At 67.8% G+C, this 25051-nt stretch carries 19 protein-coding genes; 9 read left to right on the top strand and 10 right to left on the bottom strand.

Annotation, left to right across the window (positions count from 1 at the left end; translation table 11 throughout):
- Positions 1-6: 6 nt before the first annotated feature.
- On the bottom strand, positions 7-987 hold the full coding sequence (locus tag API01S_RS15190) for a Bug family tripartite tricarboxylate transporter substrate binding protein (RefSeq protein ID WP_061305092.1): 981 nt from the start codon (positions 985-987) through the stop codon (positions 7-9).
- Positions 984-2372, bottom strand: a complete 1389-nt coding sequence (locus API01S_RS15195; protein ID WP_061305095.1) for a D-serine ammonia-lyase — start codon at positions 2370-2372, stop codon at positions 984-986. Before API01S_RS15195 ends, API01S_RS15190 begins: the two co-directional genes overlap by 4 nt.
- Before the next feature lie 122 nt (positions 2373-2494).
- On the opposite strand from API01S_RS15195, the gene API01S_RS15200 reads away from it, so the two are divergent.
- Positions 2495-3418: a LysR family transcriptional regulator gene (locus API01S_RS15200; protein WP_061305097.1), complete on the top strand. Its 924-nt coding sequence runs from the start codon at positions 2495-2497 to the stop codon at positions 3416-3418.
- A gap of 46 nt (positions 3419-3464) precedes the next feature.
- Here the strand turns inward: API01S_RS15200 and API01S_RS15205 are convergent, their stop codons facing one another.
- Genes API01S_RS15205 through API01S_RS15225 form a run of 5 tightly spaced genes read right to left on the bottom strand, consistent with a single transcriptional unit; the run spans position 3465 to position 10559 of the window.
- On the bottom strand, positions 3465-5795 hold the full coding sequence (locus API01S_RS15205; RefSeq protein WP_061305099.1) for a molybdopterin guanine dinucleotide-containing S/N-oxide reductase: 2331 nt from the start codon (positions 5793-5795) through the stop codon (positions 3465-3467).
- A gap of 6 nt (positions 5796-5801) precedes the next feature.
- Positions 5802-6665 carry a sulfurtransferase gene (locus API01S_RS15210; protein WP_061305100.1) on the bottom strand — a complete coding sequence of 288 codons (864 nt, stop codon included), beginning with the start codon at positions 6663-6665 and terminating at the stop codon, positions 5802-5804.
- 22 nt (positions 6666-6687) lie between these two features.
- Positions 6688-7692, bottom strand: coding sequence for a Bug family tripartite tricarboxylate transporter substrate binding protein (locus tag API01S_RS15215; RefSeq protein ID WP_050729409.1), 1005 nt, complete (start codon positions 7690-7692; stop codon positions 6688-6690).
- A gap of 37 nt (positions 7693-7729) precedes the next feature.
- Positions 7730-9094, bottom strand: coding sequence for an adenylosuccinate lyase (purB, locus tag API01S_RS15220; RefSeq protein ID WP_061305101.1), 1365 nt, complete (start codon positions 9092-9094; stop codon positions 7730-7732).
- A gap of 19 nt (positions 9095-9113) precedes the next feature.
- Entirely contained in the window at positions 9114-10559 is a 1446-nt protein-coding gene (locus tag API01S_RS15225) for an FAD-binding oxidoreductase (RefSeq protein WP_061305102.1), read from the bottom strand.
- Between the two features lie 153 nt (positions 10560-10712).
- Here API01S_RS15225 and API01S_RS15230 point away from each other — a divergent pair, with 153 nt between their 5' ends.
- On the top strand, positions 10713-11444 hold the full coding sequence (locus API01S_RS15230) for an IclR family transcriptional regulator (protein ID WP_232294728.1): 732 nt from the start codon (positions 10713-10715) through the stop codon (positions 11442-11444).
- A 162-nt stretch (positions 11445-11606) separates the two neighbouring features.
- Here the strand turns inward: API01S_RS15230 and API01S_RS15235 are convergent, their stop codons facing one another.
- Positions 11607-12983: an MmgE/PrpD family protein gene (locus API01S_RS15235; protein ID WP_006221505.1), complete on the bottom strand. Its 1377-nt coding sequence runs from the start codon at positions 12981-12983 to the stop codon at positions 11607-11609.
- A 111-nt stretch (positions 12984-13094) separates the two neighbouring features.
- Positions 13095-14009 carry a LysR family transcriptional regulator gene (locus API01S_RS15240; RefSeq protein ID WP_006221504.1) on the bottom strand — a complete coding sequence of 305 codons (915 nt, stop codon included), beginning with the start codon at positions 14007-14009 and terminating at the stop codon, positions 13095-13097.
- Positions 14010-14150: 141 nt separating this feature from the next.
- Between API01S_RS15240 and API01S_RS15245 the strand changes: the two genes are divergently transcribed.
- From API01S_RS15245 to API01S_RS15275, 7 genes are all read left to right on the top strand, one after another.
- Positions 14151-15287, top strand: a complete 1137-nt coding sequence (locus API01S_RS15245) for an iron-containing alcohol dehydrogenase (RefSeq protein ID WP_061305104.1) — start codon at positions 14151-14153, stop codon at positions 15285-15287.
- A gap of 185 nt (positions 15288-15472) precedes the next feature.
- Positions 15473-16813 (top strand): MFS transporter, encoded by a 1341-nt coding sequence (locus API01S_RS15250; RefSeq protein WP_061305105.1) that lies wholly within the window; start codon positions 15473-15475, stop codon positions 16811-16813.
- Positions 16814-16842: 29 nt separating this feature from the next.
- Positions 16843-18441, top strand: a complete 1599-nt coding sequence (locus tag API01S_RS15255; RefSeq protein WP_061305106.1) for an aldehyde dehydrogenase (NADP(+)) — start codon at positions 16843-16845, stop codon at positions 18439-18441.
- A 137-nt stretch (positions 18442-18578) separates the two neighbouring features.
- Positions 18579-19865: a PepSY-associated TM helix domain-containing protein gene (locus API01S_RS15260; protein ID WP_061305108.1), complete on the top strand. Its 1287-nt coding sequence runs from the start codon at positions 18579-18581 to the stop codon at positions 19863-19865.
- 104 nt (positions 19866-19969) lie between these two features.
- Complete coding sequence (locus API01S_RS15265) at positions 19970-20479, top strand: sigma-70 family RNA polymerase sigma factor (protein ID WP_006221499.1); 510 nt, start codon at positions 19970-19972, stop codon at positions 20477-20479.
- The gene (locus API01S_RS15270; RefSeq protein ID WP_061305109.1) at positions 20476-21441 is read left to right on the top strand and encodes a FecR domain-containing protein; all 966 of its coding nucleotides are present in this window, start codon (positions 20476-20478) and stop codon (positions 21439-21441) included. Before API01S_RS15265 ends, API01S_RS15270 begins: the two co-directional genes overlap by 4 nt.
- A 223-nt stretch (positions 21442-21664) precedes the next feature.
- Positions 21665-24055 carry a TonB-dependent receptor gene (locus tag API01S_RS15275; protein WP_061305111.1) on the top strand — a complete coding sequence of 797 codons (2391 nt, stop codon included), beginning with the start codon at positions 21665-21667 and terminating at the stop codon, positions 24053-24055.
- 7 nt (positions 24056-24062) lie between these two features.
- Here API01S_RS15275 and API01S_RS15280 read toward each other — a convergent pair whose 3' ends face one another.
- The gene (locus tag API01S_RS15280; protein ID WP_061305114.1) at positions 24063-24983 is read right to left on the bottom strand and encodes a DMT family transporter; all 921 of its coding nucleotides are present in this window, start codon (positions 24981-24983) and stop codon (positions 24063-24065) included.
- Positions 24984-25051 lie beyond the last annotated feature (68 nt).

The following is a 25051-nucleotide window of genomic DNA, read 5'->3' on the forward strand; positions in this document are numbered from 1 at the left end:
CTTCCTTCAATCGATCTTGATGTTGGCGCGCTGCGCGACGTCGCGCATCTGCGGCAGTTCCTTCTGGATCAGCGCTTCGCCGTCAGCCGCGCTGGAGAAGGCCGCCTCGAAGCCTTGCGCTTCCAGGCTCTTCTTCACGTCGGGCGAGGCCACGGTGGCGCGCAGGGCCGATTCCAGCTTGGTCTTCACGTCGGCGGGCAGGCCGCGCGGGGCGGCGAACATCAACCACGTGTCCATGGCCACGGACGGGAAGCCCTGCTCGGCAAACGTCGGCACGTCGGGCAGGAAGCTGGAACGGGTCGGGGCCGACACCGCCAGCACGCGGACCTTGCCCTGCTTGCTTTGCGGCAGCGCGGCGGCCACGGTGTCGACCGAGAACGGGATCTGGCCGCCGATCAGGTCGGTCATGGCCGGGGCGCTGCCCTTGTAGGGCACGTGGATCATCTTGATGCCGGCGGCGGACAGGAACGCCTCGCCGACGAAATGCGCGGTGGTGCCTGCGCCGAACGAGCCATAGGCGGGCGGCTCTTTGTCGTGCGCCTTGGCGTAGGCAACCAGCTCTTTCAGATTCTTGACGGGCACTTGCGGGTTGGCCAGCAGCGCCAGGCCGGTGCGGCCGACGATGCCCAGCGGCTCGAAGCTCTTGACCGGATCGTAGGGCAGCTTGGCCTGGATCGCGGGGTTGACCGTGAAGGTGGTGCCGGAGCTGACCAGCAGCGTGTAGCCGTCGGGCGCGGCCTTGGCGACGTAACCCGCGCCGATGGCGGTGCCCGCGCCGGCGCGGTTTTCCACCACGACGGTCTGGCCCAGTTCGTGGCCAAGCTTTTGCGCGATGACGCGGCCCAGCACGTCGGTCGCGCCACCGGGCGGGAACGGGACGACCAGGGTGATGGGGCGGGTCGGGTAGCTGGTTTGGGCGACGGCGGGGGCAGCAAGGGCGCCAGCCAGGGTGACACCCAGGGCAATCAAGGCAGTCTTCATGGTCATGCTCGACGAGAGTGGTGGAGGGATGGCGCATCTGTGTGCGCCGCAGGAGCGGCCGCGAGTCGTTGCCCGCGGCTCAGGAATTGGTCGTACTCTTGTGCCGGCACGAACAGCCCGCCGGTCGTCCAGGCCAGATGCGTGGCGCGCGGCAGATGCGCCGACAGGCCGCGCTGGCGCAGCCATTGCTGGCCCTGAAGGCTGCCCAGCAAATGGCGCGGCCCGGAAAACCCTGCTGCCGCCGACGGCTCGATGCGCAGACCTTCGCTGCCGTGCAGCCGGGCAAGATCGCTATAAAGCGTGTCGTCCGCCACCGTGTACACGCCCGCCAGCAGGCCGCCGACGGCGTCATACGCCAGGTCGGAGGCGCGCGGCACGGCCAGGCCATCGGCTTCGGTCTGGTTCGTCAGGTCGATGTCGTAGACCGAGGGCGGCACCGGCACGCCGGGTAGTTGCCCGTAGCCGGCCATCATGCGCAACAGGAAGCAGGGCGACTGCACCGGCTCGGCGAAAAAGCAATGCACGTGCTTGCCGTAGATCAGCGACAGGCCGAAGGCGATGCCGCCCGGCGCGCCGCCCACGCCGCAAGGCAGGTAGACGAAGAGGGGATGCTCGGCATCGACCACGATGCCGGCCTGATCGATCTGCGCGCGCAGCGCGAGCGCGGCCGCCGCATAGCCCAGGAACAGCGAGGCCGAACGTTCGTCGTCGACGAAATAGCCCTTGGGATCGGCGTCGACCTGACGGCGTCCTGCCGCCACGGCCTTTTCATAGTCGCCGGGATGTTCCACCACCTCGACGCCGCGCGCGCGCAGCCGGGCTTTTTTCCATTCCTTGGCGTCGGCGGACATGTGTACGGCGGCGCGAAAACCCAGCGCCGACGCGATCACGCCGATGGACAGGCCCAGGTTGCCGGTCGACCCCACGGCCACCTGGTATTGCGAGAAGCAGGCGCGCGCCTGCGGCGTGGCCAGCTTCAAATAGTCGTCGCCGGGCGCGATCAGGCCTTGGGCCAACGCCAGCTTCTCGGTGAATTCCAGCACTTCATGGATGCCGCCGCGCGCCTTGATCGAGCCCGCCACGGGCAGCGCGTGATCCGCCTTCACCCATAGCCGGCCCGCGCTTGCCGGCAGGCCCAGCGTCTGCTGCATGGCGGGCGCGTCCAGCAGCGGCGATTCGATGACGCCGGCTGTCGCTTGCAGTTCCGGGAACAACTGCGCCAGCAAGGGCGCAAAGCGCGTGAAGCGGTCGTGCGCGGCTTTTACGTCGGCCAGGGTGAACGGGGCGGCGGCGGGCGCGGCATCCGATTCCGGACGAATCCACAAGACGGGCCGCGCCGCACGCAGCGCTTGCAAAGAGAAGGACGAAACAGAAGCGAGAAGCGGGGTCATGACTGCGAATGCCAAGGGAAAACGTCATCGAACGGTCACATCCTAGGCTTGGCCTTATCGTTGCCGCAATATGAATTGTTAGAATCGTTCGTTGCGTTTAGCGCAAACCGAGGGGAAACCCGATGAACCCGCAAATCCTGCAAGAAGTGGCCTTGCGCTACTTCCTGGAAGTGGCGCGCTGCGGCTCCGTCAGCCTGGCGGCCGAACGGCTGGAAGTCGCGCCGTCGGCCGTCAGCCGCCAGATCGCCCGGCTCGAACGCGAGCTGGGCACCCTGTTGTTCGAACGACGCTCGCGCGGCATGGCGCTCAACGCCGCTGGCGAATTGCTGGCCGCCCACGCCAAGCGCGCGCAGCAGGACGTGGACCGCGTCACCGGCGACATCATGAGCCTGCGCGGTCTGCGGCAGGGGCTGGTGCGGGTCGTGTGCACCGAAGGCTTCGTGCATGATTTGGTGCCGGCCGCCATCGCGCAATTTCGCAAGCAATATGCCGGCATCCGCTTCACGCTGGACGTCTGTTCGCAGCGCGAGGTGCCGGTGCGCGTGCGCGACGGCGCGGCCGATATCGGCATCACGCTCAGTTTGACCTCGCATCGGGACGTGCGGGTGGAACTGCGCATGCCCGCGCCGGTGCGCGCGGTGGTCGCCGCGGATCATCCGTTGGCTAGCCTGCAAGAAGTGTCGCTGGCGCAATTGATGGCCTATCCGCTGGCGCTGCCCGATGCCGATTCCACGTTGCGGCAGTTGATCGACATCAGTTGCAGCCGCCAGCAACTGCTGTGCGAGCCGGTGTTCTCCAGCCGCAGCGTGGATGCGCTGGTGGCGTTTGCGGGGGCGGGCGGCGGCGTGGCGTTCTGCGGCGAACTGGCGATCCGCTATCGGCTGCGCGGCAAGCTGGTGGTGGCCGTGCCGCTGCGCGACCGCGAAATGAACGAACGCCACTTCGAGCTGCAGACGCTGGCGGGACGTGTGCTGCCCGAGGCCGCCAAGGCGTTCATCGCCAGCCTGCGCATGCAGCTGCAAGCCGAGGGCGGCGTCATCGACTGAGCTTGCCGATGGCTGTCACGACGAACGGGGCCGCCGCCCTGCAACACTACGGCGTCACCGGCCGTGGCGGGTCGAAGGCGCGCAGGGGCGGCAATTCGCCGTCATAGCGTTCGATCTCTACCGCCGTCAGTTGCCCGCTGCATCCCTGCGCCAACGACGACGTGCCGACGTCGCGCGTCAGGATGTTGGGATTGCCATGGCCGCACAGCGTCACGTTGCCGCTGGCATCGAACACGGGGTCGTACCACGCGCCGGTGGGCAGCTGCACCACGCCGGGCATCACGGCGGTGCTGAGGGTGGCGCTTGCCAGACACGCGCCGCGTGCATTGAAGAGTCGCACGATGTCGCCATCGCCGATGCCGCGCGCGGCAGCGTCCTGCGGGTGCAGCGTGCATACCTCGCGGCCTTGCCGTTTCTGCGACACGCTGTGCGCGCCAAAATCGAACTGGCTGTGCAGACGCGTGGCTGGCTGGTTGGCGACGAGAAACAAGGGATGTTCCGGCGTGGGCCCGTCTTGGGGCGGCAGCCATGCGGGGTGCCCGGGGCAGTCCGCATAACCGAAGCCCGCGATCACCGGCGAGCTGATCTGGACCTTGCCGGTGGGTGTGGGCAGGGGCTTGCCGGCCGGGTTGTCGCGAAACGCGCGCAGGATGCCGCCGTCGTCATCCTGCTGCGGCAGCGTCAGTTCGCCGCGTTCCCAGAAGGCGTCGAAGCTGGGCGCCTCCAAGCCCTTGTCCTGCAAACCCTGGCGGGTCTTCTCGTACAGATGGCGCAGCCATTCGCCGCTGCTGCGGCCTTCGGTGAATGCGGCGTGCGTGCCCAGCCGTTCGGACAGGTCCGCAAAGATGTCGTAGTCGTCGCGCGCCTGGCCGTTGGGCGCAGCGATGCGATGCATGGCGACCAGCAGCGGGTCGGTCGGCGCGCCGCCGATGTCCTCGCGTTCCAACGTCATCGTGCACGGCAGCACGATGTCCGCATGGCGGGCCGTGGCGGTCCAGCCGATTTCGTGGACGATGAAGGTGTCCAGCGTGGCGAACGCGCGAGTCAGCCGCTTCAGATCCTGATGGTGATGAAAGGGATTGCCGCCCGCCCAATACGCCAGCCGGATGTGCGGATACGGCATGCGCTTGCCGTTGTAGTCAAAGGGCTGGCCGGGATGCAGCAGCATGTCGGCGATGCGCGCGACGGGGATGTAGTCCTTGACCCCGTTCACGCCCTGCGGCAGCGAGGCGACCGGCACTGCGTTGCTGCGCTTGCCGTAGTGCGCCAGCGTGCCCAGCGCATACGCGTAGCCGCCGCCGGGCAGGCCCAGCTGACCCAGCGCGGCCGCCAGCACGGCGGCCATCCACACGGGCTGCTCGCCGTGCTCGGCGCGCTGTAGCGAATGGGACACCGTCACCAGCACGCGCTTGCCGGGCAGCCTGTGGGCCATATCCAGGATGTGCGCGGGCGTCAGGCCGCAAAGGGGGGCGGCCCAGTGCGCGTCCTTCGCCTGCCCGTCCTGGCGGCCCAGCAGATAGTCTTCAAACGTGTCCCAACCCGTGCAGAACTCGGCCAGGAAGGCCTTGTCGTGCAGATCGTTGACGACCAACTCATGCACCAGCGCCAGCATCAGCGCAACGTCGGTGCCCGGCACGGCCTGCACCCACTCGGCATTGGCATCGTCCGGGAAATCGCTGGCCAAGGGGCTGATGTTGATGAAGCGGCAGCCGCGCGCCGCCGCCTGCCGCATCGATTCGCGTTCGATGTGGCGGCTGATGCCGCCGCTGGCCACCCGCGAATTCTTCAAGGCCATGCCCCCAAAGGCTAGCACCACATCCGTGTGCGCAACGATCTGTTCCCAGGTGACGTTGCGGCGCGCGACGTCGTCCATGCTGCCCAGGATGTGCGGCAGGATCACCGCCGATGCGCCAGCGCTGTAGCTATTGACCGAGCGCACGTAGCCGCCCAGCGCCGTATTCAGAAAGCGATGCACCTGGCTTTGCGCATGATGAAAACGGCCGGCGCTGGACCAGCCGTAGGATCCGCCGAACACCGCCTGCGCGCCATGCTGGTTCTTGACGCGCTGCAGTTCCGCGGCGACCAGGTCCAGCGCTTGTTCCCAACTGACCTGCACGTAGTCGTCGCGTCCCCGGCTGGCGTCCGGCCCCGGCCCGCGCTCCAGCCAGCCGCGCCGCACCATGGGGGCGGTGACGCGGACCGGATGGTCCAGCGCGTTGGTGAAGTTCTCGATCAGCGGGTTAGGGTCCGGGTCGCCGGGATGCGGCTGCACCGTCAACGCGCCGTCTTTCCAGGCGGCGGAAAAGACGCCCCAGTGCGCGCTGTGCGGCTTGGGGTCGGTGTCCGGACGGACCGGGTTCAGGACGGGATCATTCATGAGGGTTTACGCATCGGGACCGGTGGCGATGGGCGCGCCGGCTTGCGCGCTCCATTCGCTCCACGAGCCGGGGTACAGGGCCGCGCCCTTCAAGCCCGCGACTTCCATGGCCAGCAGATTGTGGCATGCGGTCACGCCGGATCCGCACTGGTTGACCACGTCGGCCGGCGCGCGGCCATTCATCTGTTGCGTGAACGCCTGGCGCAATTGCTCGGGCGCAAGAAAGCGGCTGCCGGGGCCCAGGTTGTCGCGGAAGAAGCGGTTGCGCGCGCCGGGGATGTGGCCGCCGACCGCGTCCAGCGTTTCGTTTTCGCCGCGATAGCGGTCGGGCGCGCGCGCATCCAGCACGACGCGCTCGCCGGTTGTGAGCGCCTGGCGCAGTTGCGCGTAGTCCAGCGTGGGCTGAAGGCTGTCCCGCACCGGCAGCGCGGCGGCGGGGCGGCGCGCGGCGGGCTCGCTGGTCAGCGGATACCCTTGCGCTTGCCAGGCGGCCTGGCCGCCGTCCAGCACCGCCACGGCTTCGTGGCCGATCCAGCGCAGCAGCCACCAAAGCCGCGCCGCAAACATGCCGCCTGCATTGTCGTAAGCGACAACCTGCGTGCGCGGGCCGACGCCCAGCGCGGCCATCGCGCGGGCGAATGCCGCGCGCTCCGGCAGGGGGTGACGGCCGTTCAAGCCGGTCTTGGCGCCGCTCAGGGTTTCGTCCAGATGCACGTAGGCCGCGCCGGGAAGATGGCCGGACTCATGCTGCTGGCGTCCCGCCTGCGGGTTGGCGAGGTCAAAGCCGCAGTCCAGGACGACGACGCCATCCTGCGCCGGTTGCGTCAGCAGGCGATGCAGGTCGCTTGCGCCGATCAAGGTGGTGTACATGTCAGGCTTTCCAGAAGGGTTGCTATTGCCCGATCTGCTTGAGCAAGTCGGGGGTGGCGGCTTTGCGGTAATTGGCGATGTCCTGGACGATGTATTGCTTGAACTGGTCCAGCGGCAAGTCGCGTTCCATCGCGGCGTCCTTGCGGATCGCGTTGCGCACGGCCGGGTCCTTCAAGGCGCGCGACAGGTTCTCGGACAGCACCTTGACCACGGCGGGCGGCGTGCCGGCAGGCGCGGCCAGGCCGTACCACTGCGTCATCGTCATATCGATGCCCAGCTCTTTGAACGTGGGCACGTCTGGCAGGATCGGGCTGCGCTGGCTGCCGGTCAGCGCCAGCACGCGCAGTTGGCCTTGCTGCACCTGCGGCACCAGCGGCGAGGCGGTGGCGAAGAACAGGTCGATCTGCCCGCCGATCATGTCGGTGATGGCCGGGCCCGAGCCCTTGTACGGCACGTGCAGCAGCTTCAGGTGCCCCAGCTCCTTGATGGTTTCCATGCCGATATGGGCAGCGCCGCCCGTGCCGGTCGAGGCAAAGGTCAGCTCTTTTTCCTTGGCGGTCTGGATGACTTCCTGCGCCGTCTTGAAGCGCGATTGCGTGGCCACGAACAAGCCGTGCGGCGCTTCCAGGATCAGGCCGATCGGCGCGAAGTCCTCGGGTACCTTGTACGGCAGGCTCTGCGGCTTCAACGCGGGCGACACCGCCAGGTTGCCGCTCATGGCCAGCAGGATGGTGTAGCCGTCGGGCGGCGCCTTGGCGACTAGCCCGGCCGCGATGTTGCCGCCCGCGCCCGGCCGGTTCTCGACGATGACGGTCTGGCCGATCTCTTTGCCCAGCGCGGTGGCGATCATGCGTCCGTAAAGGTCGCCGCCGCCGCCCGGTGGAAAGCCCACCACCAGCGTGATGGGACGTTCGGGAAAGGCCGCCTGCGCGGCGCCACCGATGGCCATGCCGACCAGGCCCAGCCCTGCCACCACGGCGCGCGCGCCGAATCGCCGGACGAACCGGCCTGCGGAAAAATTACCCATTGTTTTGTCTCCTGTTTTGTTTTTGTCAGGGAACGACTCAGGCGCCAAGCCAACCGGCCTGCTGCCGCGACACCACCCTGTCCACCGATGCGGCGCACTGCCCCAGATAACCCGCCGGGTCGGTCAGACGCTGGATCTCTTCTTCGCCCAGCAGCGCGGCCAGGTCTTTATGCTGGCGCAGGGCCTGGGCGAAATCGAGCTTGTTGGTAATGCCATGCATGGACGCTTCGTAGATCCATTCGTGGGCGGTCTGCTTGCCCACGCGTTCGGACAGTTCCAGCATGACGTGTTCGGACAGCAGGTAGCCGCGCATGCGGTCCAGGTTCAGCGCCATGGCGTCGGCGTCCACGCGCAGGCCCGCCAGCAGGTTCTTGGCCTGGAACAGCATGGCGCCCGCGATCAGGCAGCATTCGGGCAGCGCCTTCCATTCGATCTTCCAGGCGATGCCGTCGCGCTCGCCTTCCTGCACCATGCCTTCCAGCATCAGCGCCGCGTTGGCGCGCAGGGGGCGGCACAGGCCCGCCAGGTTTTCGGCGGACGTCGGATTGCGTTTGTGCGGCATGGTGGACGAGCCCAGCTTGCCCGCCGAGAATGCCTCTTCCACTTCGCCGAATTCGTTGCGCTGCATGTTGAACAGCTCATTGCCGATCTTGGACAGCGTGGCGCCCAGCATGGCCAGCAGCAGCGCGTATTCGGTGTAGCGGTCGCGCGCCGGCGCCCAGCTTACGGCGGGCGCATCCAGCCCCAGCTTGGCCAGCGTGCGGCGTTCGACCTCTTCGGCCTGCTCGCCCAGCGACGCCTGGCTGCCCACGGCCCCGGCCACCATCCCGACCATCACGCGTGCTTCGCATTCCTTCAAGCGCGCGTGATGACGCGACAGTTCATCGAGCCACACCGCACATTTGTGGCCGAACGTGATCGGCAGCGCCTGCACGCCATGCGTGCGCCCGGCCATCGGGGTGTCGCGGTGCGTTTGCGCCAGCCGCGCCAGCTCTTGCCCGACGGCGGTGACGTCGCGCAGGATCACGGCATGCACTTCCTTGAGCTGCAAGGCCACGCCGGTATCGACCACGTCCTGCGTGGTCGCGCCGTAGTGCACCCATTCGCCATGCTCGGCGCCGCAACGCGCCTGCAACTGCTTGAGGGCCGGCACCAGCGAATGCTTGATGCGGCGTATCTCTGCCGACATCTGGCCGATGTCGATGTTGGCGACCTGGGCCTGCGCGCGGATTTCTTTGGCGGCGTCGGCGGGAATGATGCCTAGCTCGGCCTGGGCCTCGGCCAGCGCGGCCTCGAAGTCCAGCCACTTCTGGATGCGGTTCTCTTCCGAGAAGATGCCGCGCAGTTCATCGGTGCTCCACAGGTGCTGGAGCGATTGCATATCGAAAACGGAGACGGCCATGACGCGAAGATCCTGGTGATTAGGAAAGCTTAGGGGCCGGGCGCGGCAACAGGCGTCCCGGATTGAACGTGCACCGAGGATCCAGCGCCTGCTTGATGCGCTGCATGACCTCGACGGAAACGGCGGGTTTGAATTGCAGGAATGCCTGCTGCTTGAGCCGGCCGATGCCGTGCTCGGCGGAAATGGAACCGCCCAGCCTGGCGGCGACCTCGTGCACGACGTCGTGCACCGCGTCTTGCCGGGCCAGGAATGCGGCGTCGTCCATGGCGGACGGCTTGCTCTGGTTGTAGTGCAGGTTGCCGTCGCCCACGTGGCCGAAGCACACGATGCGGATGCCGGGCATCAGCGCTTGCAGCCGCGTGCCGGCCAGCTCGATGAATTCGGGGATGCGCGACACGGCCACCGAAATGTCGTGCTTGATGGACGGGCCGTGCAGCCGCTGCGCTTCAGGCACGTGTTCGCGCAGCGCCCAGAGTTCGTGCGCCTGGCGGTGCGAGGCCGCGATGACCGCATCGCTGACGCCGCCGTCCTCCATCGCCGCTTCCAGCACGCCGTGAACGGCGGGCTCGGGGTCCATCAGCGCCGAGGTCTCGGACACATCGAACAGCACCATCCAGGGCGAGGGCTGGGCCAGTGGATCGCGCATGCCGTCCAGCGGATGCGACAGCACCTGGGCCAGCGTCTCGCGGCCGATCAGTTCGAAGGCGGTGACGCGTTCGCCCACGGCGTCGGTCAGGCGCGCCAGCAGATCCACGGCCGCCTGCGGCGTCGGCACCGCGACCCAGGCGGTCAGCACCTTGCGAGGCGGCGCATACAGCTTGAAGGACGCGGCAGTCACCACGCCCAGCGTGCCTTCGGCGCCGATGAACCATTGCTTGAGGTCGTAGCCGGTGTTGTCCTTGCGCAGCGTGCCCAGCTGTTCGAGGACGCTGCCGTCGGCCAGCACCACCTCCAGGCCCAGCGTCAGGTCGCGCGTGTTGCCATAGCGCAGCACCTGTTCGCCGCCCGCGTTGGTGGAGATCACGCCGCCCACCGTGGCGCTGCCTTCGGAAGCGAGGGACAGCGCGAACAAGCGCCCGACGCCTGCCGCCGCCTCTTGCGCGGCAAGCACCGTGCAGCCGGCTTCCAGCGTCATGCTGTTGTCCAGCGCGTCGACGCGGCGCACTGCCGTCATGCGATCCAGGCTGAGTACCAGTTCGCGGCCCGACGCATCGGGCGTCGATCCGCCCACCAGGCCGGTGTTGCCGCCTTGCGGCACCACGGCCACACTTTCGGCGGCGCACAACGCCACCACGCGCGACACTTCCTGCGTGCTGGCCGGGCGCACGACGGCGCGCGCCGCACCCGGGAAATTGCGCCGCCAATCGGCGGTATAGCGCGCCATGTCCGCCGCCGTGGTCAGTACGTGCGCGGGGCCGACGATGGCGGCCAGCGCCGAGGCGAAGGGATCGGTCTGATTGGGCATAATGCTACGGTTCGCAAGGCCGGGCTCGACGCTACGGCTCCTGCGGGTCTCCTGGTTGAAACGCAGTCGGCGGTCCCTGGTCCGGTAGCCGTCTTTCGTTTCATTGGTTAAAATAGGTTTTATTGAACAAAACTATAGGAAGCATCGGAAACCGTGTCAAGCGAGAATTCCCCTAAGCCGCCCGCCGGCGTGCTCGAACGCGGCATCTGTGTGCTGGAGTGCTTCAGCGAAGACAATCTGCGTCTGTCGCTGCGCGACCTGGCCGAACGCACCGGCCTGGACAAAGCCACCTTGCTGCGCCTGCTGGGCGTGTTCATCAAGGCGCGCATGATCCATCGCTACGACGACAGCAGCACCTATGCGCTGGGGCCGGCGCTGCTGCACATGGGCATGCTTTATCGCGACACGTTCGACCTGGGCTCGCGCTTGCAGCCGGTGCTGCGCAGCATCATGGAACAGACGGGCGAGACGGTGGCCCTGTACGTGCGCAGCGGCGAAGACCGCATTTGCCTCTACCGCGAAAACACCTCGCGCGAGGTGCGCCACCACGTCGAGGTCGGCAAGCGCATCAGCCTGAAAGACGGCGGTTCGTCGGCGCACGTGCTGCGCGCCTACACGGGCGGGTCCACGCCGCTGGCGCGCAGCATCCACGAAAACGGCTACGCCATGACCCGGTCAGAACGGGTCGCTGAAATGGCGTCGGTGGCGGTGCCGGTGTTCGACGCGGACGACACCTTCATCGGCGCGTTGGTCGTGCTGGGACTGGCCTCGCGCCACGACGACGCGGCGCAGCTCAAGGCGGTGGAGATCGCGCGCCATGAGCTTGCGCAGCAAGGGTTTCGCACCACGGGGCCGGTTGCCGGCAAGGCAAAGGCCGAGTCGTGATGTGTGCGTTGGGTGCACGACGCTGGATGTACTGTGCGTGATGCACGCAGCGGATGCGCGACGTTTGAGGTATGGCGCGTGATGCCCAACGCTTGATTCACGACGCGGGATGAACCACGCGTGCTTCACGAAGTGTGATGTCACCCCACGCGGGCAGGCGCGTCAGCCCTGCGCGCCGAACAGATCCGGCGTCGGCGCGCAGGCCTGGCCATCCTGGCTGGCGTCCGTAAAGCGTTCGCACCAGGCCACGATGGCCGCCGCCGCGTCATCGTTCATGGCCGGCGCGAAGGCGCGCATGCGGGCTTGCAGCGCCTGCCAGGTGTAGGGATCTTCCGGGTCGCCGCGACGCAACTTCCTCAGCACGCTCCACTGCCGTCCGTCCTTAAGCGTTAGCGTCACGCGGCACGGACGCAGGCGCGGAAACTCCGCCTGGAACGCATCGCTGGTGCGCACGGTGATGCGGCGCGCCAGCGCCAGCAGCTCGGGCGCTTGCAGGTCGGGGGATTCCATTTGCTCGATGCCCAGCTTGCCGTCGCGCAGCAGGCACGACACCACGTAGCGCAACGAGAAGCACGTTTCAGCGGGCTTGGCGGGCCAGTCCACGCCCGCGATCTTCAAGGCGTGCGTGAAGATCTCCACGTCCACCGATTCAATGTCCTCGGGCGCGGGGGCATGCGTGTCCAGCAGTTCCTGCGTGGCGTCCAGCGGCGTGAACAATTGCGCGCAGCACGGCCAGGCCTTGATGGTGGCGGTGTTCAGGCGTTCGGGGGCGTCCAGGTCCCCGTCCAGCGCATCCAGCGGGCCGTCGCCGCCGAGCAGCCGATACAGCCCGCGCGTCCCGGTCGCAAAACGCCTTGCGCCCGGCAGCCCGGCGCGCGCGGCATAGGCCGCCGCCATGCCATTGCGCACGGCAAAGGCCGGGTGCAGGGATTTGGCTTCGTGCGCGTCGTCATCGACCATCTGCCACAGCCCGGCCGCCTGCGTGGCGCCCAGGCCCAAGGCGTGGTGCAGCGCCTGCGCATCCAGCCCAAGCGCGGTGGCCGATGACGCCGCCGCGCCCACGGCGCCCGCCGTGGCCGTCGCATGAAAGCCCGCGGCGTGGCGCGTGCCCAGCGCCTCGCCCAAGCGCAATGACACCTCGTAGCCCGCGATGATGGCGTCCGCCACCTGCCGCTGCGTCATCGCGCCGCTGGCAGCCAGCGCCAGCGTGGGCGTGACCGACACGACGCCGGGGTGCAGCATGGCCGCGCGGTGCGCGTCGTCGATCTCGCGCACGTGGGCAATGGCCGCGTTGGCGAAGGCCGCGCCGTTGGCGTTCATGCCCGGCCCGCCGAACACCGGCACGGTGTCCCAGCCCGGAAAGCAGTCCTGCGCGGTGATGCGGTAGCGCTGGGCGGCGGGCGTGGCGGCGGCCGACCACCCGGCGGTGAACCAGTCCAGCAGGGCTTGGGCCAGGCGTTCACGCGTGCGGGATGAAATGGGCGCTTGGCGCAGATGGCCTAGATGGGCGACCAGCGTTTCCTCGGGATTCGGTGTCATGTCTTTGGTTTCATTGAGTGGAATATATTTTGTTCAATGAAACAATAAACGATTGCGCGGGCCTTGCAAACCCGCCCTGCAATCAAACACCCACGACGATCCCGCGCGGCTTCAGGCCGATCCCGCGCCGGCCTCGCGCATCAACGCATCCACCAGCAGGGTCAGCGCCGGACTTTTCGGCGCACCTTTCCTGAACACCAGTTCATACGGTTCGCTGCGCGACTTGAGCGCAAGCGCCAGCGTGCCCACCAGCCCGTTGCGGCAGAAGTAGTTGGCCACGTCTTCGGACACCAGCGCGACCAGGTCGGTATTGCGGCTTAACAGCGTCAGCGTCGCCAGCGCCGACGTGGTCTCGATCAGATGCAGCGGAAAATTCAGTTCGGCTTCGTGAAACTCGCGTTCAAGCAGGCGCCGCATCGGCATGTGGGCGCGATACACCACCCAGCGGCTGTCCTGCAATTCACGCAACTGCACAGAGTCCGCGCCCATGGCGGTGTGGCGCACGTTGGCGATCACAGCTAGCGACTCGGGTTTGACGATCAGCGATTCGTACAGCTCCTGGTTGCGGCCCACGGACGAGCGGCAGATGGCGGCGTCGAGCCGGCCGCGCTCGATCAGGCCCAGCAGCGTCTCGCTGGTGTCTTCCACCATTTCCACCGACATGCGCGGTTGCTGGCGCAGCACGTGCGTGACGGCGTCGGTCAGCAGCGGCACCGCACCCATGATGGTGCCGATGGCCAGGCGTCCGCCCGCGCCGCTGGCAATGGCGTCCAGTTCCACGCGCAGCTTGTTGATGTCGGCCTGGATCAGGCGCGCAAAGCGCAGCGCGCACAGACCGGCTTCGGTGGGAATCAAGCCGCGATTGGTGCGCGCAAACAGTTCCACCTGCAAGGTCTGCTCCAGCTCGCGCAGCGCCTTGCTGGCGCCCGGCTGGGTCAGGCCGATCTTGTCCGCCGCTCCCAGCAGCGAGCCGCATTCCTCGATCGTGATGAGCAGGCGCAGCTGCTTGGCATGCAGCCGCGACATGACGGAGTTCAGGCTGGGAGGAATGGTTGCCATGAATAAAAGTTATAGCCGTATAGAAAGTCGTCAGTGTACCGAAAGGCCTGCCGTGCCTAGACTCGTCCCTTCCTATCTGGCCGCGTTTTTTCAAGGAATAGAGGCAGCATGGCATTGATCAACTACGTCACCGAAATTCGCTTCGGCGCTGGGGTCCTGGCGGACCTGCGCGAAGTCTGCGAGCGCCTGGGTATTACCAAACCTTTGATCGTGACCGATCGCGGCGTGGAAGCGGCCGGCATCGTCGACCGGGTGAAGTCGGCGTTGGGCCACGCGGACCTGGCCGTGTTCAACGACACGCCGCCCAATCCGTCCGAAGCGGCGGTGCGCGCGGGCGTGGCCAGTTTGAAGCAGGCCGGCTGCAACGGCGTCATTGCCGTGGGCGGCGGCTCGTCCATCGATCTGGCCAAGGCCGTGGCGGTGTCCGCGCGCCATGACGGGCCGCTGCGCCAGTTCGCCCTGATCGAAGGCGGCGTGCAGAACATCACCGCCGCGACGCTGCCCATCGTGGCCGTTCCCACCACGGCGGGCACCGGCAGCGAAGTGGGCCGGGGCGCGATCATCATCCTGGACGACGGGCGCAAGGTGGGCATTTTGTCGCCCCACGTGATTCCCAAGGTCGCCATCTGCGATCCGACGTTGACGCTGGGCCTGCCGGCCGGCCTGACCGCCGCCACCGGCATGGACGCCATCGCCCATTGCATCGAGACGTTCCTGGCGCCCGCCTTCAATCCGCCCGCCGACGGCATCGCGCTGGACGGCCTGTGGCGCGCGTGGCGCCACATCGAGGTGGCCGTCAACGAGCCGGGCAATATCGAAGCGCGCGCCAACATGATGAGCGCGTCGCTGCAAGGCGCGCTGGCGTTCCAGAAGGGCCTGGGCTGCGTGCACAGCCTGAGCCATTCGCTGGGCGGCATCAATCCCAAGCTGCATCACGGCACGCTCAACGCCATCCTGCTGCCGGCCGTGGTCCGCTTCAATCGCGGCGCCGAGACGGTCGCGCATGAAGACAAGATCGCGCGCCTGGCGCAAGCCATGGGCCTGCCCGCCACCTTGTCGGTCGAAGAGGCGCTGGCCAACAAGAGCCGCGCATTGATCCTGCCTGCCGGGCTGGGCGAACTGGGCGTGACCGAGGATCTCTACGAGCGCATCGTCAAGGGCGCGCTGGCCGATCACAGCCACCGCACCAACCCGCGCGAGGCCAGCGCCGACGACTACGTCGAGATGCTGCGCGCGTCGGCCTGAAGGAAGAATCGCCGCGAATAGCGATACGACGCACGACACAACGCGCGACACGTCGCACGACACAACGAGCCAGACACCCCACGCGTGCCCGCTCGCCGGGCCGCACCTTGCATTGCCAGCAACACCCCATCCCGCATCCGCATGGGATGGCGCTTTTCAAACCAACAATCCATACAGGTGGAGACATGAGCACACTATCCGTCGATAGTCCCAACGCCGGCCTGACGGCCACTGACAAGGAAACCCTGGTTCCCGATGCCGAACGCCGCCGCGCGCTGATGGGCAGCGCGGTAGGCAGCACCATCGAGTGGTACGACTACTTTCTTTACGGAACCATGTCGTCCATCATCTTCGCCAAGCAGTTCTTCCCCAGCGACAACGCGCTGGTCAGCCAGATGATGGCGCTGGCCACGTTCGCGCTGGCCTTTCTGGTGCGCCCGCTGGGCGGCGTGATCTTCTCGCACATCGGCGACCGCATCGGCCGCAAGAAGACGCTGGCGATGACCTTGTCGATGATGGGCCTGTCGACCGTGCTGATGGGCATGCTGCCCAACTACGCGCAGGTCGGGCTGGCCGCGCCCATCATGCTGACGCTGCTACGGCTGATGCAGGGCCTGGCGCTGGGCGGCGAATGGGGCGGCGGCGTGCTGCTTGCCGTGGAATACTCGCCTCGCAAGAAACGCGGCTTCTATGGCGCCGTGCCGCAGACCGGCGCGGTGCTGGGCCTGGCGCTGGGCAACATCATCACGTCGTTGCTAAGTGCCAGCATGAGCGAAGAGGCGTTCCAGTCCTGGGGCTGGCGCATTCCGTTCGTGGGTTCCATCGTGCTGGTAATGGTGGGCATGTGGATCCGCAACGCCGTGGGCGAAACGCCTTCGTTCAAGAAGATCCAGGCAACGCGCAGCAGCGCCCGCATTCCGCTCAAGGAAACCTTGCAGCACCACTGGCGCGTCGTGCTGATCGCCATCGGCGCAAAGGTCGTCGAGACGTCCACGTTCTTTCTCTACGCCACCTTCACCATCTCGTACATGATGGATCACGGCTTTGCCCGTTCGACCATCCTGAACATCGTGCTGGTCTGCGCGCTGATCGCGTTCCCGTTCATGCTGTTCTTCGGCCATCTGTCCGACCGCATCGGACGCAAGAAAGTGTTCATCGGCGGCAGCGTGGCGTTTCTGTTGTGGATCTTTCCGTACTTCTGGCTGCTGGATCAGAAGTCCGTCTGGGCGGCGGGACTGGGCATCGTGGTGGGCTTCGGCATCATCTGGGCAAGCTATGGCTCGATGATCGGCACGCTGCTGGCCGAAGCCTTCCCGCCTGCCATCCGCTACACCGGCATGTCGCTGGGCTATCAGATCGGCGCGGCGCTGGTGGGCGGCCCCATGCCGCTGATCGCCACGGCGCTCATCGCCTACTACGGCGGCAGCTACGTGCCGGTGGTGCTGTTCCTGGCCGCCTGCGCCGTCGTTTCCATCATCGCGGTGGCCGTGGCGCGCGACCGCAGTGGTCAGCCGCTGGACGACTGATTCCTCTACATCCAACCAGGAGTTTCCTTATGCAGATCACCGGTGAAATGCTCATAGGCCATGACGCGGTGCGCGGCACGGCCGGCTCGCAGCTTGCCTTCGACCCCACGCTTAACGCCGACATCGCGCAACCGAGCTTCGGCCTGGGCACGCGCGCCGACGTGGAACGCGCCGCGACGCTGGCCGCCGCCGCGTTCGACCCTTATCGCAATCTTCCGCTTGCCCGCCGCGCGGAATTCCTGGAAGCCATCGCCGACGAAATCCTGGCGCTGGGCGACGCGCTGATCCAGCGCGCGCATCAGGAAAGCGGCTTGCCCGTGGCGCGCCTGACGGGCGAGCGCGGCCGCACCATCGGCCAGTTGCGTCTGTTTGCGCAAGGGGTGCGCGACGGCCATTTCCTGGGCGCCATCGTCGATACCGCGCAGCCGGCGCGCCAACCGCTGCCGCGCGTCGATCTGCGCCAGGCAAAGGTGCCGCTGGGCCCGGTGGCCGTCTTCGGCGCCAGCAACTTCCCGCTGGCCTTTTCGGTGGCGGGCGGCGACACGGCCTCGGCGCTGGCGGCCGGCGCGCCCGTGATCGTCAAGGCGCATAGCGCGCACCTGGGCACGTCCGAGCTCGTGGGCCGCGCCGTGCAGCGCGCCGCGCAACGCACCGACATGCCCGAGGGCGTGTTTTCGATGTTGATCGGCGCGGGCCGGGACATCGGCGAGGCGCTGGTGGCGCATCCGGCGATCAAGGCGGTGGGGTTCACGGGCTCGCGGCAGGGCGGTCTGGCGCTGGTGCGCATCGCCAATCAGCGCCCCGAACCCATCCCCGTGTATGCCGAAATGAGCAGCATCAATCCCGTCTTCCTGTTGCCGTCGGCGCTGGCGGCGCGGGGCGAGACGATCGCGCAGGGCTTCGTGGAATCCCTGGCGCTGGGCGCGGGACAGTTCTGCACGAATCCCGGTCTGGTCATCGCCATTGACGGCCCGGACCTGGACCGCTTCATCACGGCCGCCAGCGATGCGCTGGCCGCAAAAGCGCCGCAGGTCATGCTGACGTCCGGCATCTGCGCCGCCTATCGCCAAAGCCGCGAGCAGGTCCAGGCGGCCCCCGGCGTGCAGGCCGTGGCGAACGGCAGCGAGGCGCAGCAGCCCAACACGGCGCAGGCCGCCCTGTACGTGACGAGCGCCAGCGATCTGCTGGCCAACGCCGCGTTGCAGTCCGAGATGTTTGGCCCCGCCTCCGTCATCGTGCGGGCGCAAAGCTGGCAGGAAGTGCTGGACGTGGCCGAGCATCTGGAAGGCCAGCTCACGGCCACGCTGCAACTGGATGCGCCGGACCACGCCGCCGCGCGCGCGCTTGTCACGATTCTGGAACGCAAGTGCGGCCGGATCCTGGCCAATGGTTTTCCGACGGGCGTGGAAGTCAGCCACGCCATGGTGCATGGCGGCCCGTATCCGGCGACCTCCAACGCGATGCACACGTCAGTGGGCGCCACGGCCATCGACCGCTTCCTGCGCCCCGTGTGCTATCAGGACCTGCCCGACGCGCTGCGGCCGGCGGCGGTGCAAGCGGCCAACCCGCTGGGCATCTGGCGTCTTGTGGATGGAGCGCCGGTCGCGCCTGAACGCGCGGGCGGCTGATCCGATAGGCCCGAGAGACGCCGGCGCGGCGATCCGCGTCCGGCGTCTTTTTGCGCATGGCATCTTTTTCGCCGCCGCACGGTAATACGGATATGAGCCCGCGCGCGTCGCCCGGGCGTCCGTGAACCCCTGCGTCAATGACATCCCCTGCGCTTTCGCCCCGTTCCTTTTCGCGTTCGCTCTTGGCGGGCCCCGCGCAGCGCAAATGGTGGTTTGCGCTGCATAGCTGGATAGGGTTGAAGTTGAGCCTCTTCATGGCCTTCATCTGCCTGACCGGCACGCTGGCCGTGATCGCCACCGAACTGGACTGGCTGGCGCAGCCCGCCATGCGCGTCACGCCCATGGCGCAGCGCGCAAGCTGGGGCGACATGGCGCGCGCCGCGCAGGCCGCACATCCCGGGTGGGCGCTGCTGTCGATCACCGCCGCCCACGGCTCGCGCTTTGCTGCTCAAGGCCTGATGCGCACGCCGCAGGGCGAACGGCGGTTTGTCTGGATCGACCCGTACCGCGCCGTCGTGACCGGCGATACGTCCTGGTTCAGCATCCAGCGATGGCTGCGCAATACGCATCGGCATCTGTTTCTGCCCACGCGTTATGGCGTGCCGCTGGTGTCGGCGCTGTCGATCCCGCTGCTCTTGCTGATCACGACGGGGCTGGTCGTCTACAAGCGCTGGTGGCGTGGCTTTCTGGCCTGGCCGCGTCTGGGCAAGCGCCGGCTGGCATGGGGCGATACCCATCGGCTGCTGGCGGTCTGGAGCCTGTGGTTCACCACGCTGATCGCCTTGACCGGCTTGTGGTATCTGATCGAATCGCTGGGCGGCCATGCGCCGCCGCTGCCGGCCATCGCACCGCGCCATGCGCCGGCCGTGCAGACGCCCGCCGACCGCGCGCCCGACCTCGGCCAGACGCTGGATGCGGCGCTCGCGCGTGTGCGCCAGCAATGGCCCGAGCTGGATATCCGCGTGCTGCGGTTCGACGCGGATGGGCGGGCCGGGCAGGTGGAAGGGCAGACCGATGCGTGGTTGGTCCGTGACCGCGCCAACGCCATCCGCCTGCCGCTGGACGCGTCCGCCGCCGCCCGCCGCGACGCGGCCGACCTGGGCCTGCATCAGCGCATCTCGGAGTTGGCCGACCCGCTGCATTTCGGCTCGTTCGGCCCCTGGCCGGTACGCGCGATCTGGTTCGTCTTTGGCGCGGCGCTGACCACGCTATGCCTGACGGGCGCCTATCTCTATGGCCTGCGTATCGCGGGCGGCAGCGTGGCCGCGCGCGCAAAGGCCGGGCATGCCGCGACGCCCGCGCCGCCATGGCGCGAAGCCTGGGCCGGCATGCGTCCGTGGCGGTGGGGGTGGCTGGCGCTGCTGCTGTTGTCGCAGGCCCTGTTCGTTGCCGAAGCCTGCGGCTGGATCCATTTGTTCGGCTGAGGCGAACCCGGGCATTTGCACAGAGAGCCTGGAGCCGGGGCGGGATTCCGTTATTATTAACGGTACTCATTATCACTATCAAGTACGCGCCGCCTCACGCTCCCATGTCCGAATCCACCCTGCCTCGTCGGCTGGCCCTCAGCGGCCTGTATGCCGACCATCATCAATGGCTCACTCGCTGGTTGCGCAAGCGGCTGGGCAACGCCTGGGATGCGGCGGACCTGGCGCACGACACCTTCCTGCGGATTTATTCCAGCAATCGCGCGCTGGAAATGCCCGAGCCGCGCGCCTTCCTGACGCATGTCGCCAAGGGTCTGGTAGTGGACTTCTGGCGCCACCGCAGCGTCGAACAGGCGTATGCGGAATCCGTGGCGGCCTTGCCCGCCGACGCCGCGCCCTCGCCGGAAAGCCGCGCGCTGATCCTGGAAGCCCTGCACGCCATCGACCGCATGCTGGATGCGATGCCGGCGCGGGTGCGCGGCGTGTTCCTCATGGCGCAGCTGGACGGGCTGACCTACGCGCAGATCGCCACCGCCACCGGCCTGTCGGTACGCACCGTCAACCGCCACATGCAGCAGGCGTACCTGGCCTGCCTGACCGCCATCGACGTATGACGGCGTCCCCGGTCCCTGACGCGCTGCTGGCCGAGGCGGCCGGCTGGATGGCCCGGCTGCACGAGGCCCCCGAAGACCCGGACAGCTTGCAGGCCCTGTCGCGCTGGATTGCGCGCAGCCCCGCGCACGCGCAGGCCTGGGCGCGCGCCGAACGCGTGCTGGGCGCATTCGGCCAGGTGCCGCCACCCATGCGCGCGCAGGCGTTGCGAGGACTGGCCAAGCCGGACCGCCGTCGTCTGGCCGCGCGCCTGCTAGGCCTGGGCGTGGCGGCGCCCGTCGTCTACCTGGGCTGGCGCGCCATGCAGGCCGATCTGCAAAGCGGCACGGGCCAGATCCGTCAGGCAACGCTCGATGACGGCACGCGCATGACCCTGGACACCGGCACGCAGGTGGACATCCGCTACTCGGCCGCGCAGCGTGTGCTGTCGCTGCGCGCCGGCCGGATCTTCGTGGTGACCGCGCCGGATTCCGCCTTGCCCGCGCGTCCCTTCCTGATCAGCACGCCGGTCGGCACCGTGCAGGCCATCGGCACGCGGTTCACCGTCAGCCTGGAAGACGACGGCGCGCTGGTGGATGTCTACGAAGGCGCGGTGCTGCTTCGTCCCGCAGGCAAGAACGCCGGCCGGCCAGACGGCGATGGCCATCTCGTGCGCGCGGGCCGGCAAGCGCGTTTCAACGCCGCCACGGCCTACGCCGACATCGACTTGGCGGAACCCGCGCCCGCCTGGACGATGGGCGTGCTGACGGCGGACAACATGCGCCTTGCCGACTGGACGCGCGCGCTGGCCCGCTACCGTCCGGGCATTCTGCATTGCGACAGCGCGGTTGCGGACCTGCGTGTGTATGGGTCGTTCTCGTTGCGGGATACGGACGCCAGCCTGGCCTTGCTGGCCCGCACGCTGCCGGTGAGCGTGGCGACGCGCACCCGCTACTGGGTTCGGATCCAGCCGCGCGGCGCGTAGCGGGATGCGGCGGTTGCCGTGTGTAGCGCAGAGGGAGGCGGTTCTCGTGAGTAGCGGGAAAGGACGCGGCTCCCCCGCATAGCGGGGCAGGTAGCCGGTTTCCCCGATGGCATCTTTTTCCGCTTCGTTCGGTGTACCGGATAGAGGCCCTGAAACCCACCAGGAATCGGGCCCGGCCTTACCCCATCCGTTCCCCGAAACTCTCCCTCGCGGTGCTTGCTTCATGTCCCAATTCCGTTTCTCTCCGGCCCACGCGGCCGTGCTGCTTTGTTTTTCGGTATTGCTGCCCGTCGGCGCCTCGGCGCAGGCCCCAACGCCCGCCGAGCAATCCGTATCGCGCGACTATCGGATCGGCGCGGGTCCGCTCGGTCTGGCGTTGTCGCAGTTCGCCACGCAGGCCAATGTGCAGCTGTCCTTTCCAGGCACGCAGGTCCAGGGCATGCAGTCGTCGGGGTTGAACGGCAACTACACGGTGGCGGCGGGGTTTGCCGCGCTGCTGTCCGGCTCGGGGCTGCGCGCCGTGCCGGCCGGCGTCAATGCCTACACCTTGGCTGCCGCGCCGTCGGGCGCCGTCACGCAGTTGGAGCCCGTGGTCGTCACGGGCGGCTACAGCGGCGGCCCGATGCCGGCGTTCGCGGGCGGGCAGGTGGCCAGCGGCGCCAGCGTGGGCATGCTGGGCGAGAAAAGCATCATGGACACGCCGTTCTCCGTTACGGCCTACACCAGCGCCCTGATGCAGCAACAGCAGGCGCAAAGCGTGGCCGACGTGGTCTCCAACGACGCGTCGGTGCAGAACACCAACCCGCGCACCAGCCGCTTCGATCAGTTCTCCATCCGGGGCTTTCCGGTGCTGAACAGCGACATCGCGTTCAACGGCCTGTACAGCGTCCTGCCCACCTACGCGCTGGCCGTTGAAAGCCTGGAGCGCGTGGAAATCCTGAAGGGGCCGAACGCCTTGCTCAATGGCATGGCGCCGTCGGGCGGCGTGGGCGGCGCGATCAACGTGGTGCCCAAGCGCGCCGAGGACACGCCCACGCGGCAGGTCACGGCCAGCTATGGCACGCACGACGTCGGCGGCGGCCATGTGGACCTGGGCCAGCGCTTCGGCGAGCGGGGCGAATTGGGCATCCGCGTCAACGGCGCGTACAAGGGCGGCGATACGGGCGTGGGTTCGCAACACATGACGCGCGGGCTGATGACGCTGGGAATGGATTATCGGGGCGAGCGCACGCGCTGGTCCGCCGACATCGGCCATCAGGACCGCAAGGTCGACGCGCCGCAGGAACGCGTGGGCGTGGCGGCCGGCGTGCCGGTGCCGGACGCCGGGCGGGTCGATCGCGGCTACGCGCCCGACTGGACCTACGCCAATTCGCGCGACACCTACATTGCCTTGCGCGCCGAGCACGACATCACCGATCGCACCATGGTCTACGGCGCATTCGGCGCGCGCCAGGGCGACTACAAATTCCTGCGCATGAACGTCACGGCGCGCGACGCCGCCGGCAACTTCGCGGCCAGCCCCAGCTATTTCCTGCGCGATGAAAACGTGAATACCGGCGAGATCGGCGCGCGCACGCGCTTTTCAACCGGCGCGGTCTCGCACGCGGTATCGTTGAGCGCCACGCAATTCGAAAAGACCTTTGGCAACCTGAGCTACGACTTCGCCACCGTCCGCTCCAACCTCTATACGCCGCTGGCCACGTCCGCGCCGTCGGTCGCGGGCCTGGATACCGACATCCCCAAGTCGGGCGAGTCCCGGCTGACCAGCTTCGCGCTGGCGGACACCTTGTCGATCTGGGACGAGCGCCTGCAACTGACGGTAGGCGCGCGTTCGCAGCGCGTGGTCACCGAGCAGTACGACGAAGACGGCACGCGCACCAGCCGCTATGACAAGCGCAAGGTCACGCCGGCCATCGCGCTGTTGGGCAAGCCTTCGCAACACGTCTCGGTGTATGCGAACTACATCGAAGGCCTGAGCGAAGGGCCCACCGCGCCCATCACCGCGACCAACGCCAACGAGGTGTTCGCGCCGATCAAGTCCGAACAGGTCGAAGCCGGCGTGAAGGTGGAATACGGCGATATCGGCGCCACTTTCAGCGCGTTCCAGATCCGCCGCCCCAGCGGGCTGACGGACCCGGTCACCGGCGTGTACGCCGTCAACGGCATGCAGCGCAATCGCGGCCTGGAACTGAATGTGTTCGGCGAACCCGTCCACGACGTGCGCCTGCTGGCCGGCGTGATGTATCTGGATGGCCGCCTGAGCAAGACGGGCAATGCGCTGACCGAAGGCAACGTCGCGCCCGGCACGCCGCGCTACAGCATGAACCTGGGCGTGGAATGGGATACGCCGTTCGCCACCGGCCTGACCCTGTCGGCGCGCGCGCTGCGCACCACGTCGCAGTACCTGGATGCTCGCAACACGCAGGAAATTCCCGCGTGGACGCGCGTGGACGTGGGAGCGCGCTACGCCTGGCGCGCCGGCAACACGCCCGTCACGCTGCGCGCCACGGTAGAGAACGTCTTCAACAAAGCGTACTGGGCGTCGGCGTCGTCCAACGGCCTGACCATCGGCGCGCCGCGCACGGTGCTGCTGTCTGCAACGGTGGACTTCTGAGGCTCGGCTAGGCCCGGGGCATCCCGGCCGCCGCCGCGCGCGGTGCATGCAGCGGCTTGTGCACCGTCTGCGCGATCAGCACGCCGATCAGGCTCATGCTGCCGCCGATGACGTGATAGGCGTGCATCTCTTCGCCCAGCATCGCCACGGCCAGTACGGCGGTCAGGACGGGCAGCAGGTTGATGAAGATGCTGCAACGGTTCGGGCCCAGATGCTTGACGCCCTGGATCCAGCAGAACGACAGCAGGATCGACGAGCCGATGCCGGCGTAGGCGATCAGCGGCAAGGTGCGCGCGTCCAGCGACGCCGCGCCTGCCGGCAGCACCCAGAAGAACGGCAGCATGAAAACCAGCGCGGCCACGGCCTGCATGTAGACCGCCTGCCATGCCGGGATCGACAGGCGCCAGCGCCGCAGCAATACTCCATACAGCGCGTAGGACAGCGAGGCCAGCAGCATCAGCAGATCGCCCGCGTGGACGCCGTTGTGCAGGATGGCGGCGATGTCGCCTTGGCCGACCAGGTACAGCAGGCCCACGAAAGACAGCACGCCGCCCACGGCCATGCCGACCGTCAGCGCTTCGCCCAGCACGATCACGCTCAGGATTGCCGTCAGCAGGGGCACCAGCGCGGTGACGATCGCCATGTTGGTCGCGGTGGTGCTTTCGGCGGCGCGGTACGACAGGCTCTGGAACAGCGCCATCGCCAGCAAGCCGCTGATCGCCATCTTGCCCAGGTGCGGGCGCACCGACGCCCAGTTGCGCAGCAGCGGCCGCAGCACGAACGGCGTCATCAGCGCCAGCGCCAGGATCAGGCGGTAGAACGTAATGGCGGTGGGCGAGATCGCGGACGCGGCCAGCTTGGACACGATGACGTTGCCCGCCCACAGCACGATGGCCATGAACGGAAAGAGCAGGGAAGTGATGGACATGAAGGTCTCCGAAACGAGCCTTGCATGGTGCCGGCCGGGCGCGCGTCCGTCTGGCGCTACTATGTCGC

Origin of the sequence: Achromobacter piechaudii NBRC 102461 (assembly GCF_001571245.1) — a bacterium.
Lineage (GTDB): Bacteria > Pseudomonadota > Gammaproteobacteria > Burkholderiales > Burkholderiaceae_B > Achromobacter > Achromobacter piechaudii.